The sequence below is a fragment of the Streptomyces sp. NPDC052064 genome (assembly GCF_055585925.1).
Window position 1 is genome coordinate 199,014 of the sequence record NZ_JBVJJE010000009.1, and the last position, 18,800, is coordinate 217,813.

Genomic DNA, 18,800 nt, shown 5'->3' on the forward strand with positions numbered 1-18,800 from the left:
GCGCGGGGAATTTCTCCGCGACCGTACCCTGGACGCATGAGCACCGCCCCCGATCCCGAGCCGCCCGCGCCGAAGCCCGCGCTGGTCTTCGACGACCCGCTCGACCAGCAGTCCTCCGACGACACCGACCGAGGCTGGGGCGAGCGCTCCGACTCCGGCGGCGGCGCGGCCGACCTCAAGCGCTTCCTCGACGAGAAGCCGCCCCACCACCTCTGAGCGGGCCGGGCGGTCGCCCGTGGCGCTACTGCCGGTCGTCCCCGGCGCGCTGTGCGACCAGCGCGTCCCGGATCTCCTTCAGCACCTCCAGCTCGGTCACCTCGATGACCTCCTGCGTGCCCTCCTTCGCCTTGCGGCGGGCCTCCAGCCGGGCCAGGTACTTCGCCATGGGCAGGACCATCAGGAAGTAGACGACCGCCGCGGTGATCACGAAGCTCAGCGCGGCACCGAGGACGGAACCCCACAGGATCTGAATGCCCTGCTCGCCCTCGCACGTCGAGCTCAGACATGAGCTGTAGTGGTCGAGGTTCTTGGTCCCGATGGCCCGACGACGGGATTGATGATCCCCTTCACCACGGCGTTGACGATGTTGGTGAAGGCGGCACCGATCACCACCGCCACGGCCAGGTCGACGACGTTCCCGCGCATCAGGAAGGCCTTGAAGCCCTCCCAGAGGCTCGGTTCCTTCTTCTCGCTCACCTCGGGGTCTCTCCTCGCACGAGCAGCTTGCGGAACAAAACGCTCCGCAACCTACGTCAACGTTGCGCCGAACGGAGCACCTGGGTCCCTCGAACGAGAGACGTGACGGGGCCGTGCACGTCACCACAACGTCACCGCCAACCGCGCGGTGGCGCTCGCACCGGCGAGCCGGACGGCCGTGGCACGCGGCACGGACAGCACCACCAGCGCACCGCCGTCGGCCGCGCCCTCCAGCGGTTCCGGCACCTCCGTCACCCTGGCCCCGCGCGCGACCACCCGGGCGTCGCCGCCCGGCACCGTCTCCTCGGCGGCGATGACGTCCACCCGGTCGCCGGGCCGCAGCAGCCGTACGGTGGCCGCGTCAGCGATCCGGACGGGGGCCGTCACCGGCAGCGCGGCACGACGCGTCCGCACGGGCTGTTCCCCGGACACCGGGGCCGCGTGCGCGGGAGGCTGAGCTCGGGGATGCCCACGGGCCCCGTCGGAGCCGCGCGGTCCGGCCGCCACCAGGGCGGTCGCGGTGACCGCGAGCCCCACGGCCAGGGCCCGCCGCCGGTGCCGCACCAGCCGGCCGACTCGGCCGCCGCGTACCCGTACGGGGTCGAACTGCGGCACCTCACGCGCCGCCGGTACCTCGGGCCCGGGTGGGCATGCGGCAACAGACCAAGAAGGCAGGGTGAGGAAAGGGGAGGACGGAGCGCGGGACATGGGGAACCACCACCTGTGACGAGCGACTGGTTTGCGCTCCCCACGATGAGGCTTCCCACCACCGCCCGCTCAGGCCTGTGGACCTACCGCCGGCCTGTGGACAACTCCCTCACCTGAACGGCAAGTTCCGCCCCCCCCCGCGCAGTCCACAGCTCACCACCTACGGCAGCGCAAACCCCGGATCCATCCCACCCAGCGCGTTCACACACAGACAGCCCCGCTCGTCCTCACCCGGCAACCCCGCCACCGCGTCGAACAGCACTCCCCGCAGGCGGTCCACGTTCGCCGCGAACACCCGCAGCACCTCGTCGTGCGAGACGCCCTCCCCGGTCTCCGCACCGGCGTCGAGGTCGGTGACCAGGGTCAGGGATGTGTAGCAGAGCTCCAGCTCGCGGGCGAGCGCCGCCTCGGGGTGACCGGTCATGCCCACCACCGACCAGCCCTGCGCCTGGTGCCACAACGATTCGGCACGGGTCGAGAAGCGCGGCCCCTCGATGACGACCAGCGTGCCCCCGTCCACCGGCTCCCAGTCCCGCCCGCGCGCCGCCTTCAGCGCGACGGCCCGCCCGGCGGGGCAGTAGGGGTCGGCCAGCGACACGTGCACCACGTTCGGCACCGTCCCGTCGGGCAGCGGCAGCCCGTCGAAGTACGTGTTCGCGCGGGACTTGGTCCGGTCGACCAGCTGGTCCGGAACCAGCAGCGTGCCGGGCCCGTACTCGGGACGCAGACCGCCGACGGCGCACGGGGCGAGCACCTGGCGCACGCCGACCGACCGCAGCGCCCACAGGTTGGCCCGGTAGTTGATCCGGTGCGGCGGCAGATGGTGGCCCCGTCCGTGCCGGGGCAGGAAGGCGACGCGCCGGCCGGCGACCTCGCCGAGGAAGAGGGAGTCGCTGGGCGGCCCGTACGGGGTGTCGACCTGGACCTCGGTCACGTCGTCGAGGAAGGAGTAGAACCCGGAGCCGCCGATGACGCCGATCCCGGCGCCCCCCTTGTTCGCCACGTTCGCCTTGTTCGCCATGCCCGCACCCTAACCGCACGCGGAAACGCCGAGGACCCCGCCGCCGAAAGGCGACAGGGCCCGGTAAGAAACAGGCCTTACGCGGCGGTGGAGCTGCTGCTGGTGGAGCTGCCGGCGCTGGACGACGAGCTCGAACCGGAGCCGGAGCTCGAACCGGAGCCGGCGCTGGAGCCGGAGTCGGAGGACGACGAGGAGGTGCTCGACGACTTCGACGCCGGGGCGCTGCTCGACGAGGAGCCGCGGCTGTCGTTCCGGTAGAAGCCGGAGCCCTTGAAGACAATGCCGACCGCCGAGAACACCTTCTTCAGGCGGCCCTTGCAGCTGGGGCACTCGGTGAGGGCGTCGTCGGTGAACTTCTGCACCGCCTCGAGGCCCTCGCCGCACTCGGTGCACTGGTACTGGTAGGTGGGCACTGTCTTCCTCCTGGCACTCTCACTAGATGAGTGCTAACGACGATCCATCTTGACGTATTCCGGCCGTTCAGTCCACTGCCACCGGCACGCGGTGACCCACGCCACGTGCCACGGTCCGACCCTGGGCGCGTGCCGTCAGCCGGGAACGCAGGGCCAGGAGGGTCGCCAGGGCGAGCACGGTGCCGCCCATCGGCACCAGGAAACCGGCGCCGTCCCAGAAGCGGTCCTCCAGTTGCCCGGCGACCGTGACGGCGGCCGCCTGGCCGAGCGCCACGGCGCCGGTCAGCCAGGTGAAGGCCTCGGTGCGGGCGCCGGCCGGGACCAGACTCTCGACCAGGGTGTAGCCGGTGATCAGGGCGGGCGCGATGCACATGCCGACCAGCAGGCCGAGTCCGGCGAGGACCGGCACGGAGTGGGCGGCCCACAGGCCCGACGCGGTGAGCGCGAGTGCCGTGTAGCCGACGACGAGGCGCCGCTGCGGGGCCACCTTCCAGGCGATCGCGCCGCAGACGACGCCGGAGAGCATGTTCCCCGCGGCGAAGACGCCGTAGAGGACGCCGTTGAGGCCCGGTTCGCCGATCGACTCGGTGAACGCGGCCAGCGAGACCTGCATACCGCCGAAGACGGACCCGATGCCCAGGAACGTCACGATCAGCACGCGCACCCCAGGGATCCGCAGTGCGGAAGCGTGCTCCACGCGCGCGTGGCCACCGCCTCCGACCGAGGGCTGGGTGCTCTTCCGCGCGGCGAACAGCAGACCGCCGATCAGGGTCAGCGAGGCCTCCGTGACCAGCCCGGCGGCCGGGTCGACGGCCGTGCACAGGGCGGTGGCCAGCAGCGGGCCCACGACGAAGGTCAGTTCGTCCGTGACGGACTCGAAGGCCGCCGCGGTGGTCAGCAGCGGCGAGTCCTTGAGCTTCACGCCCCAGCGGGCCCGCACCATGGGCCCGACCTGCGGCACCGAGGCGCCGGTCGGGACGGCCGCCACGAACACCGCCCACAAGGGGGCGTCCATCAGCGCCAGCACCGTCAGTGTCAGACCGGACAGCGCGTGCAGCAGCACGCCGGGGACCAGTACGGCCCGCTGTCCGCAGCGGTCGGCGAGGCGGCCGCTGTAGGGAGCGAACAGGGCCATGGAGACACCGGTGACGGCCGCGGCGGCACCCGCCGCTCCGTACGAGCCGGTGGTGTGCTGCACCAGCAGCACGATGGAGATCGTCAGCATCGCGAACGGCTGGCGCGCCGCGAAGCCGGGGAGCAGGAACGTCCAGGCGCCGCGGGTGCGCAGCAGCCGGCCGTATCCCGGGCGGGCGGAAGCCGTCGAGTTCTTCGAGGTCATCGAGTTCTTCGACTTCTTCGAGGTGACCGTGGATGCCACGGCCCGTGCCTTTCTGCCGCCTGGTAGCGCGGGCCCGTCAGCGGGCGGCGCCGAGAGCTGTCCTCTTGCGCGGAACTGCGGTAGATGCCGGGGCCCGGTGAGGAGGGGAGACCCGACCGCCATACGGTCGCGCCAGCTCTGCGTCAGGCAGAGTTGGTTCGATCTTGGGTAACACCTTCATCGTACAGGCACCTGAGTCGGCCTGCCTGTGAAAAAGAGCACGACGGGTGCACCCACCTGCGAAATCCGGGGCGCGAACAACGCAAATCAGCCCTTAACGACTCGCCCCGTCCGTCCCCAGCCATCCGGCCAGCTTGCCGCCATGGCCCACCGCGCGCAGCCGCCGCTCCGTCGCGTCCCGCACGGGGTCCGTGGCCACGACGAGAAGTTCGTCTCCGCGTTGCAGCACCGTCGTAGGAAGCGGAACGAATGACTCCGATTCGCGTACGACGAGCGTCACGGCGGCGCCGGGAGGCAGCCGCAGCTCGTTGACCTCCACGCCGTGCATCTTCGACCCCTCGGGGATCGCCACGGACAGCAGATGCCCGCGCAGCCGCTCCAGCGGGGCCGACTCGATGCCGAGGTCGGCGGCCTCCGAACCGTCGCCCAGGCGCAGCGTGCGGGCCAGCCACGGCAGCGTCGGGCCCTGGACCAGGGTGTAGACGACGACCAGGATGAAGACGATGTTGAAGATCCGGCGGCTCGCCTCCACGCCCTCCACCATCGGGATGGTCGCCAGGATGATGGGCACCGCCCCGCGCAGCCCCGCCCAGGACATCAGGGCCTGTTCCTGCCAGGGGACCCGGAAGGGCCGCAGGGAGACCACCACGCTCAGCGGACGCGCCACCATGGTCAGCACCAGTCCGATGACGAGTGCGGGCACGATGTCGTCGCCCAGCTCGTGCGGGGTGACCAGCAGGCCGAGCAGGACGAACATGCCGATCTGGGCCATCCAGCCGAGCCCGTCGGCGAAGCCGCGCGTGGCCGGCCAGTGCGGCAGTCGCGCGTTGCCCATCACCATCGCGGCGAGATACACCGCGAGGAAGCCGCTGCCGTGGGCCAGCGCGCCCGCCGCGTACGCCACCACCGCGATGGCCATGACGGCGATCGGGTAGAGGCCGGAGGCCGGCAGCGCCACGTGCCTCAGTCCCCAGGAGCCGAGCCAGCCCACCGCGAGCCCGATGGCCGCACCGATGGCCAGCTCCAGCAGGATCACGCCAAGCAGCACGTACCAGTGTTCGGCCGGGCCCGCCGCGGACAGCGAGACCACGAGGATGACCACCGGGGCGTCGTTGAAGCCGGACTCCGCCTCCAGCGTGCCCGTCACGCGCGCGGGGAGGGGGATCTTCCGCAGCACGGAGAACACGGCCGCCGCGTCGGTCGAGGAGACCACAGCGCCGATGATCAGCGCCTGCCGCCACTCCAGCCCGATCAGGTAGTGCGCGGCCGACGCCGTCACCCCGACGCTCACCGCGACACCGGCCAGCGCCAGTGCCGTGGCGGCCGGCAGGGCCGGCTTGATCTCCTTCCACTTCGTGCCCAGACCACCCTCGGCCAGGATCACGACCAGGGCCGCGTACCCGATGACCTGGGTCAGTTCGGCGTTGTCGAAGTGGATGTCGCCGATGCCGTCCTGGCCCATGGCGATGCCTATCCCCAGATAGACGAGCAGGCTGGGGAGCCCGCTGCGCGAGGAGATCCGTACTGCTGCGACGGCGATGAGCAGGACGAGCGAGCAGACGAGCAGGAGCTGGTTGAGGTGGTGAACAGTCAGCGGCCGAATCCTTCCCTGGCTCACGCGCACCCGCGCGTGGGCTCACGTACATCGCACATGAAGCTGCGGCGCAGCGCGCCAAGTACTTCGTTACCTTACCTAACTCTTGACGATTTCTTGACGCTTCCGAGGCTGGGATCGAACGTTCGTCCGTGCCGGTTCCCGACTCCGCGTCAAGGCGCGCAAGGCCCTGCGCCTATCGTTGCTCCAGCGCTCAGTTAAAAGCACAGCCGAACCTGCCGCTCGACTTAGGACAGCAAGGACAGCGATGCCCCCGAACACCACCGCCTCCACGGGTCAGCAGCCCGGCAAGTCCGGCAGGAGAAAGGGGCGCAAAGCACGTCTGATCGTGCTCGTCCTGGTGCTGGCACTGATCGGAGGCGTCGCCTTCGGGGCGTACTGGTCCATCAGCACCGTCCGGGCCTCCTTCCCGCAGACCAAGGGCACTCTCACGCTCAAGGGCCTCTCGGGGCCCGTCGAGGTCAAACGGGACAACCACGGCATCCCGCAGATCTACGCCTCCTCCGACGCGGACCTGTTCAAGGCGCAGGGCTACGTCCAGGCGCAGGACCGGTTCTACGAGATGGACGTACGCCGTCACATGGCCGCGGGCCGGCTGTCGGAGATGTTCGGCAAGAGCCAGGTCGACAACGACGAGTTCCTGCGCACGCTCGGCTGGGAGCGGGTCGCCAAGAAGGAGTACGACACCAAGCTGTCGGCCGCCACGAAGAAGTACCTCCAGGCCTACGCCGAGGGGGTCAACGCCTACCTCCAGGGCAAGGACGGCAAGGACATCTCCCTGGAGTACGCGGCGCTCGGCTTCACCAACGACTACAAGCCGCAGAAGTGGACCCCGGTCGACTCGGTCTCCTGGCTGAAGGCGATGGCCTGGGACCTGCGCAGCAACATGAAGAACGAGATCGACCGCGCCCTGCTGACCAGCCGCCTCGGCCCGAAGCAGATCGCCGACCTGTACCCGCAGTACCCGTACAGCCGGAACAAGGCGATCGTCCAGGAGGGCCAGTACGACGAGCTGACGGGCGCGTTCGAGCAGGGCGGCGCGAGCGGCACCGGCGGCACGGGCACCGGCGGCACGGGCACAGGCGGCACGAGCGGAACCGGCGGCACCGCCGCCGGCACGGCCTCCGGCACGTCGGGCACGGGTTCCGGTACCTCGGGCCTGGACAGTCAGCTCACCGGTCTCAGCGATGTCCTGGGCGACCTCCCGCCGGCCGTCGGCGTGAACGGCGATGGCATCGGCTCCAACTCCTGGGTGGTCGGCGGGCAGCACACCATCACCGGCAAGCCGCTGCTGGCCAACGACCCGCACCTGTCGCCCTCGCTGCCGTCCGTCTGGTACCAGATGGGCCTGCACTGCCGCAGCGTCTCCAGCGCGTGCCAGTACGACGTCAGCGGCTACACCTTCGCCGGCATGCCCGGCGTGATAATCGGCCACAACCAGGACGTCGCCTGGGGCATGACCAACTCCGGCGTCGACGTCACGGACCTCTACCTGGAGAAGATCACCGGCAACGGCTACCTCTACGACGGCAAGGTCAAGCCCTTCGAGACGCGCGAGGAGACCATCAAGGTCGCCGGCGGCTCGCCCAGGAAGATCGTCGTCCGCGAGACCAACAACGGGCCCCTGCTGTCCGACCGCGCCGAAGAGCTCGTGAAGGTCGGCAAGAAGGCCACGGTCGACACCGCCGCACCCGACAGAGGCGACGGCTACGGCGTCGCGCTGCGCTGGACCGCGCTGCAGCCGGGCACCACCATGGACGCCGTCTTCGCCATGGACAGGGCGAAGAACTGGACCGACTTCCGCAAGGCCGCCGCACTGTTCGACGTGCCTTCGCAGAACCTGGTCTACGCGGACACCGAGGGCCACATCGGCTACACCCTGCCGGGCAGGATCCCCAAGCGCTCCCAGGACGACGACGGCTCCGTCCCGGCGCCCGGCTGGGACCCCAAGTACCGCTGGACCGGCTACATCGAGCAGGACGCGCTGCCGTACGAGTACAACCCGGAGCGCGGCTACATCGTCACCGCCAACCAGGCCGTGATCGATCCGGACAAGTACCCCTACACGCTCACCAAGGACTGGGGCTACGGCACGCGCAGCCAGCGGATCACCGACCTGATCCAGTCGAAGATCAAGGACGGCGGCAAGATCTCCACGGACGACATGCGCCAGATGCAGCTGGACAACAGCAGCGAGATCGCCCGGCTGCTGGTGCCCACGCTGCTGAAGATCGACACCGGCAGCAAGGACGTGCGGGAGGCGCAGAAACTGCTGGAGGGCTGGGACTACACCCAGGACACCGACTCGGCGGCCGCCGCCTACTTCAACGCGGTCTGGCGCAACATCCTCAAGCTCGCCTTCGGCAACAAGCTGCCCAAGGAGCTGCGGGTCAAGGGCCAGTGCCTGTGGGTGGAGCCGGTCAACACCACCGGGCCCGCCGACGAGGCGGAGAAGGTGCGCGAGTGCGGCGAGCGCGACCCCGACCAGGCGCAGCCCGACGGCGGCGACCGCTGGTTCGAGGTGGTCCGCAAGCTGATGGACCAGCCGGACAGCGACTGGTGGAAGACGCCCAAGGCGGGCACCCGCCCCGCCGCAGTCAACCGTGACCAGCTGTTCAAGCGCGCGATGATCGACGCCCGCTGGGAGCTGACCGCCAAGCTCGGCAAGGACATCGACACCTGGACCTGGGGCCGGCTGCACCGCCTGTTCCTGAAGAACGAGACCCTCGGCACCGAGGGGCCCGGTTTCCTCCAGTACGCCCTCAACCGCGGCCCGTGGGAGCTCAGCGGCGGCGAGGCCACCGTCAACGCGACCGGCTGGAACGCGGCCGGCGGCTACGGCGTGGTGTGGGTGCCGTCCATGCGGATGGTCGTGAACCTCGGCGACCTCGACAAGTCCCGCTGGATCAACCTCAGCGGCGCCTCCGGGCACGCCTACAGCGCCCACTACGTCGACCAGACGGACAAGTGGGCCGACGGCGAACTGCTCCCGTGGTCCTTCTCGGACCAGGCGGTCGAGGACGGCACGGAAGACAAGCTGGTGCTCAAGCCGTGAGCCACTGACACCGGACACCGAAACGGCCCTCCACGAGCGCGTGGAGGGCCGTTTGACGTCAGGTCTCCTGCCCGAACCGCCGCACCCCCGACGGCGTCACCACCGCGTGCACCGGCCGGTCGTGCTCCTCGACGGGCACGACCTCGACGACCTCCGAGTCGTACAGCAGCACCACCAGCGCGGGCCGGGCCCCCGCCCGCTCCAGCCGTGCCAGCACACGGTCGTACGAGCCTCCGCCGCGCCCCAGCCGCATTCCGCGCGTGTCGACCGCCAGCCCCGGCAGCAGCACGGCGTCGGCGGTGGTCACGGCGTCCGGTCCGAGGCGCTCGCCGGCGGGCTCGAAGAGGGCCATCCTGCCGCCGTGTTGGACGCGCGCGAGCGAGCCCTCGCCCTCGTAGACGCCCCAGTCCAGATCGTTGTCGGGCAGCAGGGCCGGAAGCAGGACGCGTACGCCCCGGGCGCGCAACGCGTCCAGGAGCGCGAGCGTCCCCGGTTCACTCCCCACCGAGACGTACGCCGCCACCGTGCCGGCCCGCGCCAACTCGGGCAGCTCCAGCGCCCGCCCGGCCAGCGCGGCCGAGGTTTCCCGCAGGTCATCCGCCGTCAACCTGTTCCTCACCACGAGGAGCTCTCGCCGCAACATCCGCTTGTCAGGCTCGCCCGGACGTCCGATGTGACTCAAAGGTTGCTCCCATACCATCGCAATACGCTCATATGAGCGCCTATGAACCGGAGCCGCGGATTCCGCGCAAAGGCACCGGATATGGTGGCGGGCATGACTCAGTCGCACCCTCGGATCAGCAAGGCTGTCATTCCCGCAGCAGGCCTCGGCACCCGGTTCCTGCCGGCCACCAAAGCCACTCCCAAGGAGATGCTGCCGGTCGTCGACAAGCCGGCGATCCAGTACGTGGTCGAGGAGGCCGTCGCCGCGGGTCTCGACGACGTCCTCATGGTGACGGGCCGCAACAAGCGCCCCCTCGAGGACCACTTCGACCGCAACTACGAGCTGGAGTCGGCGCTTCAGAAGAAGGGCGACGCCGGCCGCCTCGCCAAGGTGCAGGAGTCAAGCGACCTCGCGACCATGCACTACGTCCGGCAGGGCGACCCCAAGGGCCTCGGCCACGCCGTCCTGTGCGCCGCCCCGCACGTGGGCGACGAGCCTTTCGCCGTCCTCCTCGGCGACGACCTGATCGACCCCCGAGACCCCCTGCTCCAGCGCATGGTCGAGGTCCAGGAGCAGCGCGGCGGCAGCGTCGTCGCGCTCATGGAGGTCGCCCCGGAGCAGATCCACCTCTACGGCTGCGCGGCCGTGGAGACCACCGAGGACAGCGACGTCGTCAAGGTCAGCGGCCTCGTCGAGAAGCCCGACCCGGCCGACGCCCCGTCGAACTACGCGATCATCGGCCGCTACGTCCTCGACCCGCACATCTTCGGCATACTGCGCCGGACCGAGCCCGGCCGTGGCGGCGAGATCCAGCTCACGGACGCCCTCCAGCAGCTCGCCGAGGACGAGAAGATCGGCGGCCCGGTGCACGGCGTCGTCTTCAAGGGCCGTCGCTATGACACCGGCGACCGCGGCGACTACCTGCGTGCCATTGTCCGGCTCGCGTGCGAACGTGAAGACCTGGGCCCGGACTTCCGGACCTGGCTTCGCAGTTACGTAGCCGAGGAGATGTAACACGTTGAGCAGCGCCGCGCCCCGCGTCACCGGCCAGGACCACTCGGGCCCCGACCACCTGTGGTCGGTGGACGAGCACCTGGAGGACATCCTCGCCACCGTGCGCCCCCTGGAACCCATCGAGCTGCACCTGCTCGACGCCCAGGGCTGCGTCCTCGTCGAGGACATCACGGTGCCGGTGTCCCTGCCGCCCTTCGACAACAGCTCGATGGACGGATACGCCGTGCGGGTGGCGGACGTCGCGGGCGCGAGCGAGGAGTTCCCGGCGGCCCTTGAGGTCGTCGGGGACGTCGCCGCGGGCCAGGCCGAGCTGCTCCACGTGGGCCCGGGCCAGGCCGCCCGCATCATGACCGGCGCCCCGCTGCCACCCGGCGCCGAGACGGTCGTGCCCGTCGAATGGACCGACGGCGGGCTCGGCGAGGGGCCGGCGCGCGGCATGCGCGCCCGCAGCCTCGGCCCCGAGGGCGCCACCGGGCACGTGCACGTGTACCGCCCGGCCGAGGCACGCGCGCACGTGCGCGCGAAGGGCAGTGACGTGAAGGCCGGCGACCGCGCCCTGGAGGCCGGCACGATCCTCGGCCCGCCCCAGATCGGCCTGCTCGCCGCGATCGGCCGCGGCACGGTCCGCGTACGCCCGCGCCCGCGCGTGGTGGTGCTCTCCACCGGCAGCGAACTCGTCCAGCCCGACGCGGAACTGGGCACCGGTCAGATCTACGACTCCAACAGCTTCGCCCTCACCGCCGCCGCCCGCGACGCCGGCGCCATCGCCTACCGCGTGGGCGCCGTCGCCGACGACGCCGAGACCCTGCGTTCCACCATCGAGGACCAGCTGGTCCGCGCCGACCTGATGGTCACCACCGGCGGTGTGAGCGTCGGGGCGTACGACGTCGTCAAGGAGGCCCTGTCCCACGTCGCCGACGAGGACGAGGCGGGCAGCGGCATCGACTTCCGCAAGCTCGCCATGCAGCCCGGCAAGCCCCAGGGCTTCGGCTCCATCGGCCCCGACCACACCCCGCTGCTGGCCCTGCCCGGCAACCCGGTGTCGTCGTACGTCTCCTTCGAACTGTTCGTCCGCCCCGCGATCCGCGCCCTCATGGGGCTGGAGGACATCCATCGGTCGACGACCCGGGCGACTCTGACCGCGGACAAGGCGCTGACCTCGCCGAAGGGCCGCCGCCAGTTCCTGCGCGGCACGTACGCCGACGGACGGGTGACCCCGGTCGGCGGTGCCGGATCCCACCTGGTCGCGGCCCTCGCCCACGCCGACGCGCTGATCGTCGTCCCCGAGGACACCGAGTCCGTCGAGCCCGGCACCGAGGTCGAGGTGGTCCTGCTCGGCTGAGAGGCGCTGGTTGGGGGTACCGTGTCGCGCACAGCAGGCCGGACCGGGAGCGCCACACAGCATGAGCACGCAGGACCCCCCTACGCAGGACCGCCTGACGCACATCGACGAGGCGGGTGCCGCCCGCATGGTCGACGTGTCGGAGAAGGACGTGACCGCGCGCACCGCCCGCGCCAGCGGACGCGTCCTCGTCTCGCCCCGCGTGATCGAACTGCTGCGAGGCGAGGGCGTCCCCAAGGGCGACGCCCTCGCGACCGCGCGGATCGCCGGGATCATGGGGGCCAAACGCACCCCGGACCTGATCCCGCTGTGTCACCCCTTGTCGGTGTCCGGTGTGAAACTGGACCTGTCGGTCGCGGACGACGCGGTGGAGATCCTGGCCACCGTGAAGACGACGGACCGCACGGGCGTCGAGATGGAGGCCCTCACCGCGGTCTCCGTCGCCGCGCTCACCGTGATCGACATGGTCAAGGCGGTCGACAAGGGGGCGGTCATCACGGACGTACGGGTGGAGGAGAAGACGGGCGGCAAGTCGGGCGACTGGAGCCGGGCATGACATACCGCGCTCTCGTCGTCACCGCCTCCAACCGGGCCGCCGCCGGGATCTACGAGGACAAGGGCGGCCCGCTGATCGCTCACGGCCTGAAGGGTTTCGGCTTCCAGGTCGACGGCCCGCAGATCGTCCCCGACGGCGACCCGGTGGAGGCTGCCCTGCGCGCCGGTGTCGAGACCGGCTACGACGTCATCGTCACCACCGGCGGCACGGGCATCTCGCCCACCGACCGCACCCCCGAGGCGACGCGCCGGGTGATCGACCACGAGGTCCCGGGCATCGCCGAGGCCATCAGGGCGTTCGGCCGGGAGAAGGTGCCGACCGCGGCGCTCTCCCGGGGCCTGGCCGGAGTGACGGGCCGGACGCTGATCGTCAACCTGCCCGGCTCCAGCGGCGGCGTGAAGGACGGACTGGCCGTCCTGGAGCCGCTGCTGGTCCACGCCGTCGAGCAGCTCCGCGGCGGTGACCACCCCAGACCCGGCAGTGGGGGTGCGAGCTGAACAGCCCATCCTGGCCCGTCGAGCTGGTGGACGGCGACGTCGTCCTCAGGCCGATAAAGCTGCGCGACCAGCGGGCATGGCGCGATGTCAACCGGCGCAACCGCGACTGGCTGCGCCCCTGGGAAGCGACCATTCCGCCGCCCGCGCCCGGTGGGCCGATGGCGCACCGTCCGACCTTCCGCCAGATGGTCCGCCACCTCAAGGCGGAGGCGAACGCGGGCCGGATGCTGCCCTTCGTCATCGAGTACCAGGGGCGGCTCGTGGGGCAGTTGACCGTGGCCGGAATCACCTGGGGCTCGATGTGCTCGGGGCACGTCGGCTACTGGGTGGACGAGGCGGTGGCCGGCCGCGGGGTGATGCCGACGGCGGTGGCGCTCGTGGTGGACCACTGTTTCCGCACGGTCGGGCTGCACCGCATCGAGATCTGCATTCGCCCCGAGAACGGGCCGAGCCGCCGGGTCGTGGAGAAACTCGGATTCCGCGAGGAGGGGCTCAGGCCGCGTTATCTCCACATCGACGGGGCCTGGCGCGACCACCTCGTCTTCGCGCTCACGGCGGAAGAGGTGCCGGACGGGTTGCTGAGGCGCTGGCACCGGGCACGATCGCAGAGTAATCCGGGAATCCGGCACCACCCCGGAAATTGAATGTTTGTTCGAAATTGATCGGTCGCTGACCGCCTCAGGTCATTGAATTCCCGGCCTCGACGGTCTGCTGATCGCATCGGTCGCAAAAAAAGTTCGAAATATCAGCCAGATCGTGCGACACACCGGCCCAATTGGCAGATGGCCTCATGCAAATCCCTCTACGGTGTGAGGCGTGAGCAGCAGCGGCCTCATCTACGCAGTCATTGTCGGGGCCTGGGCCGCCTACTTGGTGCCGATGTGGCTCCGTAGGCAGGACGAGCTGAACGAGGCCCGTCCGACGGAACGCTTCAGCACCGCCATCCGGCTGCTGTCCGGACGGGCGGGGATGGAGCGCCGGTACGCCAAGGACCTGCGGGCGCGCTCCACCGAGGAGGGGGAGCAGGGCGCCGACGACCTGGACGCCGTCACCGACTCGGTGGACGTCCGGGCCTTCGCCGTGTCCAAGACGCGTCCGCAGACCCAGGCCCCCGTACCGTCGCCCGCCCCCGAGCAGCCGGCCCGCCCGGCATCCGGACCGGCCGGCGCCGAACGCGGACGGGGCCATGCGCCCGCCGCCCGGCGCGGCGTGACACCCCAGGCGAACAAGGCGAACGAGGCGGCCGCAGCGCGAGCCCGGCGCTCGAAGGTGCTCGCGCGCCGTCGGCGCACCACCACCATGCTGTTCCTCGCCTTCACCCTCGGCGCGATCGTCGCCGCGGTCGGGGGTCTCGCGTTCCTGTGGGCGCCCGGTGTGCCCGCCGTCATGCTCAGCGTGTACATCGCGCACCTGCGCTCCCAGGAGCGCCGCCGCTTCGCCTACCAGATGGACCGCCGCCGGGCCGAAGCCGCGGCCCAGCGGCTGCGGGAGCGCCAGCGGCAGCCCCGCCGGCGCGCCTCCACCGACGAAGAGGCCGACGAACCGGAGGAAGGACCCGAGCCGGCGACCGACCCCGGCCTGTCGGCTCTCGCGGCGGACCGGCGCGCACTCGTCGAGCAGACCGACCACGCCGAGTGGGTCGACCAGCAGCGCGAGCGGCAGCGGCGGCCGGGGCAGGGCGACAGCTGGGAGCCGGTGCCGGTGCCCCTGCCGACCTATGTGACCGCACCCGTCGCGCCCCGGGCCACCAGCGACGTGGACCTCGGAGCCCCCGACACCTGGAGCTCCGCGCGGTCGAGCGCCGTCACCCCGGACCACGAGGACGCACCGGCCCCCGCCGCCGGCCCCGACCCCGGCGAGGCGGAGCCCCGCACGCAGGAGAGGGCGGACGACGACGGGCGCAGTGACGGGCGCAGTGACGCCCGCCGCGCGGCCTCCGCACGGCGGGCACGGGAGCGCGGCCGCACGCCGCTGTTCGACCAGTACGAGGACGGGGGGCGGCCCCGGGCCGCCAACGAGTAGCCCGCGAAGCCGCAGGTGACCGCCCCTCGGGAACGGATTTCCAAGCAGGCCGATCGGGGTGCTAAAGTTTCACTCGTTGCAAGGGCCTGTGGCGCAGTCCGGTAGCGCACCTCGTTCGCATCGAGGGGGCCAGGGGTTCAAATCCCCTCAGGTCCACGCAGCGATTGTTTCCGAGCTGGCTCGGGGGCAGTTGACGAGATCCCGTCCGATCTGATTGATCGGACGGGATCTCTGCGTTTCGCCAATCCCCCCGGCCCGAAGACGACTTCACCCGGTGGCTCCGGGGCGGCCCCGGTCGCCCGGGTCAGCCGTGGGGCGGGCACACCGCGTGGAGGCGCGAGACGAACCAGCCCTCGCCGAGCACTCCACCGCCCGGAGCCAGTACGGTGCCGGAGCGGCGGCCGACCGCCGTGGCGAGCGCGGGGCCGTGCAGTGCCGGGTCGTCGGCCAGCGCCTCGGCCAATGCGGTCGTGGCGGTCGCGGCACGCCGGGCCAGGCAGAGGCCTGGGTGCACGGCCCACACGGGGCGGCCGGCCGACGAGCTGACGAGCGCGGCGAACGAGGCCGTCCGACCGCAGTCAGCCACCACCAGCACCGGCCGCCCGTCCTGCCCTGGGCCGACAGTCTCCGGCTGGGCACTCACGGGCCCGGCACGTCCCGGGCCCGTGCACACCGTTCCCGGGCTGGGCGGCATGCGGAGTGCGGCGGAGAGGCGGTTCTGAGGGACGAGCAGGGCCAGGGCGGTGTCCGGGCCGTTCGTGCGGGTGAGCCCCGCGGCATCGGCCGCGCCGGTGACCCGGTCGGCCAGCTCCGCCCAGCGCCGGGCCGTGTCGTGCGTCACCGCCAGGGAGGTGGCGCCCAGCGCGATCGCACCGCCGACGATCACCCGGGCCAGGCCGTCCTCGTCCGGCGCCCAGCTCAGCGCCGGCTCCGGAGCCCGTACGAACGGCAGCAGGCACAGCACCCCGGCGCTCTCGTAGAGGCGGAGTGCCCGGCGGGCCTCCTCTGCCACGCAGTGGCCGATCACCGCCACGTACCCGCCCCGGGCGACGGCCTCAGCCCCCGCCCTGGCTTCATCGTGTACATGCCAGTCGGCCAGGCCCGGGTGGGCCGCCTTCACGCGCTCGACCTGTGCGAGGAGAATCGCCCCGGACTCCGTGCACGGCCCCGTCAGGGGGGCGACGACGGCGATGGCCGGACGTGCCACGGGTGTCAGCCCCAGATGAGGGAGTCGCGTGCGTCGTCCGCGGTCACGATGGTCCCCGACGCGGCGTCGCTCCCGGCGGGGACGGCACCGTCGCTGAGCGGCAGTGCGGCGGCGAGGATCACGAGGACAGCCCCGACGAGACGGGCGGCCTTCTGGGCAGCGGACATCGAAAATCCCCCTGGGAATCGGCATTTGGTGTGCCATCAGCATGGGCCGTGGAGTACGGGCGCGGCTATGCCCGCCGGTGTTCCGGGACCGGCCATGGCCAGGCCCGGACGCTGCCCGCGCGGACGGTCGCCTCAGGTCTTCCTCCGGTCCGGATGACGGTAGGTCCTGCCCCTGTCCGGATGACGGACCGTGTGTGGCCAGGCACGGAGCACGTTCCTAGGATGAGTGTGCGGCTCGCCGGGGGAGCGGTCGACACCGGGGGAATCAGGTTGGATGTGCGCACGAGGGCGCAGGAGCTGTACCGCATCGCACTCGACGACGCGGACTGGAGCCCGCAGAACGTCACGGCCGGCCATGGCTGGAGCGACACCGAGTTCGCCGACGCGCTTCAACTGCTCGGACGGCTGAGCCTGTTCGTCCCGTCACAGGGCAACCCCAACGGCTGGATGGCCCTGTCCCCGGGAACGGCGCTGCGGAACCTGCTGCTGGAGGAGGAACGGCATACGTCGGCCCTGCTCGACTCCGTGCAGCAGACCCGCTCCGCCGTCGCCCGCGTACTGGCGGACTTCCAGCCGGTCCACGCGCGGGAGCTGCGCTCCGTGCAGCTGGAGGTGGTGACCGGCGGTGCCAACGTCTCGGCCGCCCTGGAGGACGTGTCGCGCGGCGTCGAGCGGGAAATCCTCTCTCTCCACCCCGGGCACGCGCTGCCGCCCGACATGATCGAAGCCGGTCTGGAGCGCGACCTCCTGGCGCTGGGCCGCGGTGTCCGCATCCGTACCGTCCATCTCGCCTCGGCCGCCGCCGTCCCGCACATGGCGTCGTACCTGCGGCGGCTGAGCGCTGCGGGTGCGCAGGTGCGCGTGGCGCACACCCTGCCGCTGCGGCTGATCGTGGCGGACGGCTCCCTGGCCATCGTGCCCGCGCCGCGTACTGCCGACGGCGAACTCGCGGCGGTGATGCTGCATGGCGACACTCTCGTGGGAGTGTTCCGGGAGATCTTCGACCACTGCTGGGCGGGTGCGGCCGTGCTGGCCGACACCGACCCGGCGGCCGCTGGGGTCGACGGCACGTGGGAGCCCACCGGCCGGCACCGTGAGGTGCTGCGGATGCTCGCAGGCGGACTGACAGACGAGGCGATGGCCCGCAAGCTCGGTATCTCCGAGCGTACGGTCCGCCGCCTCGTCTCGGACCTGACGGAACGCCTAGGCGCGGCCAGCCGGTTCCAGGCCGGGGTCTGTGCCGTGCGGCTGGGCTGGCTCGACGTCTGACGCCGCGACCGCTTCCGCCGGGCTCCCCGTGCCGTCGTCGCTCGCGGAGGCCGTCTCGGCGCCCCCGTGCCGGCCGGCCACGGAGCGGCCCCAGGCCGTGCCGCCCAGAATCAGCGCCACGCCGAGGAAGCCCAGCCACCCGGGCCGGTCACCGGCCAGCGTGATGCCCACGACGGCGGCCCAGACCGGCTCGGTGCCCAGCAGCAGGCTCACCCGCGACGGAGAGGTCCGTCGCACCGCCCACATCTGGACGAAGAACGCGAACAACGTACAGAACACCGACAGGTACAGCAGCCCCAGCCACTCCGCGGCCCCGAAGCCGGCGGCCACCGCCCAAGGCGTGGCGTCCGCGCCGGAGGCCGTCGAGAGCAGGGCGAACACCATCACCGCACTTCCCAGCTGAATGGTCGTCAGGGACAGTGAGTCCGCGCCCCGCACCGAGTCCATACGGGCCATCGCCAACACGTGCACCGTGCGGGCGACGGCGGCTCCCAGCATCAGCAGGTCACCGACTGACGGAGCGCTGAACCCGGTGCCCTGCGTCAGCAGCACCACACCGAGCACGGAGAGACCGGCCGCAGCCATGAACGCTCCCGACAGCCCGGTGCCGCGCACCCGGCTCTCGGCGATCGGTGTGAAGATCATGGTGAGGCTGATGATGAGCCCGGCGTTGGTCGCCGATGTGTGCACGACCCCGTACGTCTCCAGGAGAAAGATCCCCGCGAGGATCAGCCCCAGCAGTCCCGCCCCGCGTATCTGGGCGCCACTGAGCGCCCGCAGCCTTCGCCACCCGGCGACGACGAGCACGGGAATCACCACGGCGAACCGCAGCACCAACACGGCCAGTACGGTCTGTGCCGTGGTGATCCCTTTCGCCGCCAGGTAACTGGAGCCCCACACCACCGCGACCAGCAGGACGGGAAGGTCGGTCAGCCAGGCGCGACGGGCCACGGTGACGGTCAATTCAGGCTCCTCGGCAGGAAGAAGTACGGGACG

General features: G+C 71.3%; 18 protein-coding genes, 1 tRNA gene and 1 pseudogene. 10 read left to right on the forward strand and 10 right to left on the reverse strand.

Translation table 11 applies throughout. The annotated features are described in order from the left end of the window. Positions 1–36: 36 nt before the first annotated feature. Complete coding sequence (locus ACZ6TU_RS25115) at positions 37–216, forward strand: hypothetical protein (RefSeq protein WP_469551153.1); 180 nt, start codon at positions 37–39, stop codon at positions 214–216. Between the two features lie 25 nt (positions 217–241). On the opposite strand, the pseudogene mscL reads toward ACZ6TU_RS25115, so the two are convergent. The 6 genes and pseudogenes from mscL to ACZ6TU_RS25145 all read right to left on the reverse strand — a co-directional run bounded on the left by mscL (position 242) and on the right by ACZ6TU_RS25145 (position 6,020). Beyond that, positions 242–696: pseudogene (gene mscL / locus ACZ6TU_RS25120) on the reverse strand (large conductance mechanosensitive channel protein MscL). Positions 697–816: 120 nt separating this feature from the next. Next, positions 817–1,311 carry a hypothetical protein gene (locus ACZ6TU_RS25125; RefSeq protein ID WP_467673164.1) on the reverse strand — a complete coding sequence of 165 codons (495 nt, stop codon included), beginning with the start codon at positions 1,309–1,311 and terminating at the stop codon, positions 817–819. 253 nt (positions 1,312–1,564) lie between these two features. After that, positions 1,565–2,425, reverse strand: a complete 861-nt coding sequence (locus tag ACZ6TU_RS25130; RefSeq protein WP_467673166.1) for an S-methyl-5'-thioadenosine phosphorylase — start codon at positions 2,423–2,425, stop codon at positions 1,565–1,567. Between the two features lie 77 nt (positions 2,426–2,502). After that, positions 2,503–2,838, reverse strand: a complete 336-nt coding sequence (locus ACZ6TU_RS25135; RefSeq protein ID WP_469551157.1) for an FmdB family zinc ribbon protein — start codon at positions 2,836–2,838, stop codon at positions 2,503–2,505. Between the two features lie 67 nt (positions 2,839–2,905). Then, on the reverse strand, positions 2,906–4,216 hold the full coding sequence (locus ACZ6TU_RS25140; RefSeq protein WP_469551160.1) for an MFS transporter: 1,311 nt from the start codon (positions 4,214–4,216) through the stop codon (positions 2,906–2,908). 274 nt (positions 4,217–4,490) lie between these two features. After that, positions 4,491–6,020, reverse strand: a complete 1,530-nt coding sequence (locus tag ACZ6TU_RS25145) for a potassium/proton antiporter (RefSeq protein WP_467673172.1) — start codon at positions 6,018–6,020, stop codon at positions 4,491–4,493. 238 nt (positions 6,021–6,258) lie between these two features. Between ACZ6TU_RS25145 and ACZ6TU_RS25150 the strand changes: the two genes are divergently transcribed. Further along, positions 6,259–9,066: a penicillin acylase family protein gene (locus ACZ6TU_RS25150; protein WP_469551163.1), complete on the forward strand. Its 2,808-nt coding sequence runs from the start codon at positions 6,259–6,261 to the stop codon at positions 9,064–9,066. Positions 9,067–9,124: 58 nt separating this feature from the next. Here the strand turns inward: ACZ6TU_RS25150 and ACZ6TU_RS25155 are convergent, their stop codons facing one another. Beyond that, positions 9,125–9,709 (reverse strand): 5-formyltetrahydrofolate cyclo-ligase, encoded by a 585-nt coding sequence (locus tag ACZ6TU_RS25155; protein WP_469551392.1) that lies wholly within the window; start codon positions 9,707–9,709, stop codon positions 9,125–9,127. A gap of 132 nt (positions 9,710–9,841) precedes the next feature. Here ACZ6TU_RS25155 and galU point away from each other — a divergent pair, with 132 nt between their 5' ends. From galU to ACZ6TU_RS25190, 7 genes are all read left to right on the forward strand, one after another. Beyond that, positions 9,842–10,744, forward strand: a complete 903-nt coding sequence (gene galU, locus ACZ6TU_RS25160) for a UTP--glucose-1-phosphate uridylyltransferase GalU (RefSeq protein WP_467673176.1) — start codon at positions 9,842–9,844, stop codon at positions 10,742–10,744. Positions 10,745–10,748: 4 nt separating this feature from the next. After that, on the forward strand, positions 10,749–12,086 hold the full coding sequence (gene glp, locus ACZ6TU_RS25165) for a molybdotransferase-like divisome protein Glp (protein ID WP_469551167.1): 1,338 nt from the start codon (positions 10,749–10,751) through the stop codon (positions 12,084–12,086). Positions 12,087–12,147: 61 nt separating this feature from the next. Then, positions 12,148–12,642 carry a cyclic pyranopterin monophosphate synthase MoaC gene (gene moaC, locus ACZ6TU_RS25170; protein WP_086845559.1) on the forward strand — a complete coding sequence of 165 codons (495 nt, stop codon included), beginning with the start codon at positions 12,148–12,150 and terminating at the stop codon, positions 12,640–12,642. After that, positions 12,639–13,139, forward strand: a complete 501-nt coding sequence (locus ACZ6TU_RS25175; protein WP_467673180.1) for a MogA/MoaB family molybdenum cofactor biosynthesis protein — start codon at positions 12,639–12,641, stop codon at positions 13,137–13,139. The genes moaC and ACZ6TU_RS25175 overlap by 4 nt, the downstream gene beginning before the upstream one ends. Positions 13,140–13,162: 23 nt before the next feature. Next, positions 13,163–13,783 carry a GNAT family N-acetyltransferase gene (locus ACZ6TU_RS25180; RefSeq protein WP_469551395.1) on the forward strand — a complete coding sequence of 207 codons (621 nt, stop codon included), beginning with the start codon at positions 13,163–13,165 and terminating at the stop codon, positions 13,781–13,783. Between the two features lie 172 nt (positions 13,784–13,955). Continuing rightward, positions 13,956–15,161: a divisome protein SepX/GlpR gene (gene sepX, locus ACZ6TU_RS25185; protein ID WP_469551172.1), complete on the forward strand. Its 1,206-nt coding sequence runs from the start codon at positions 13,956–13,958 to the stop codon at positions 15,159–15,161. Between the two features lie 82 nt (positions 15,162–15,243). Further along, positions 15,244–15,317: transfer RNA gene (locus ACZ6TU_RS25190), tRNA-Ala, on the forward strand. Between the two features lie 148 nt (positions 15,318–15,465). Here ACZ6TU_RS25190 and ACZ6TU_RS25195 read toward each other — a convergent pair. Together ACZ6TU_RS25195 and ACZ6TU_RS25200 are read right to left on the reverse strand one after the other, a co-directional pair. Then, on the reverse strand, positions 15,466–16,368 hold the full coding sequence (locus tag ACZ6TU_RS25195) for a hypothetical protein (RefSeq protein WP_467673183.1): 903 nt from the start codon (positions 16,366–16,368) through the stop codon (positions 15,466–15,468). Positions 16,369–16,373: 5 nt separating this feature from the next. Next, a complete protein-coding gene (locus tag ACZ6TU_RS25200) occupies positions 16,374–16,535 on the reverse strand; it encodes a hypothetical protein (RefSeq protein WP_467673185.1) in 162 nt (53 codons plus the stop codon). A gap of 222 nt (positions 16,536–16,757) precedes the next feature. Between ACZ6TU_RS25200 and ACZ6TU_RS25205 the strand changes: the two genes are divergently transcribed. Continuing rightward, positions 16,758–17,804: a LuxR C-terminal-related transcriptional regulator gene (locus ACZ6TU_RS25205; protein ID WP_467673187.1), complete on the forward strand. Its 1,047-nt coding sequence runs from the start codon at positions 16,758–16,760 to the stop codon at positions 17,802–17,804. Here ACZ6TU_RS25205 and ACZ6TU_RS25210 read toward each other — a convergent pair. Next, entirely contained in the window at positions 17,739–18,767 is a 1,029-nt protein-coding gene (locus ACZ6TU_RS25210) for a DMT family transporter (RefSeq protein ID WP_467673189.1), read from the reverse strand. The two genes, ACZ6TU_RS25205 and ACZ6TU_RS25210, sit on opposite strands and share 66 nt — an antisense overlap. Positions 18,768–18,800 lie beyond the last annotated feature (33 nt).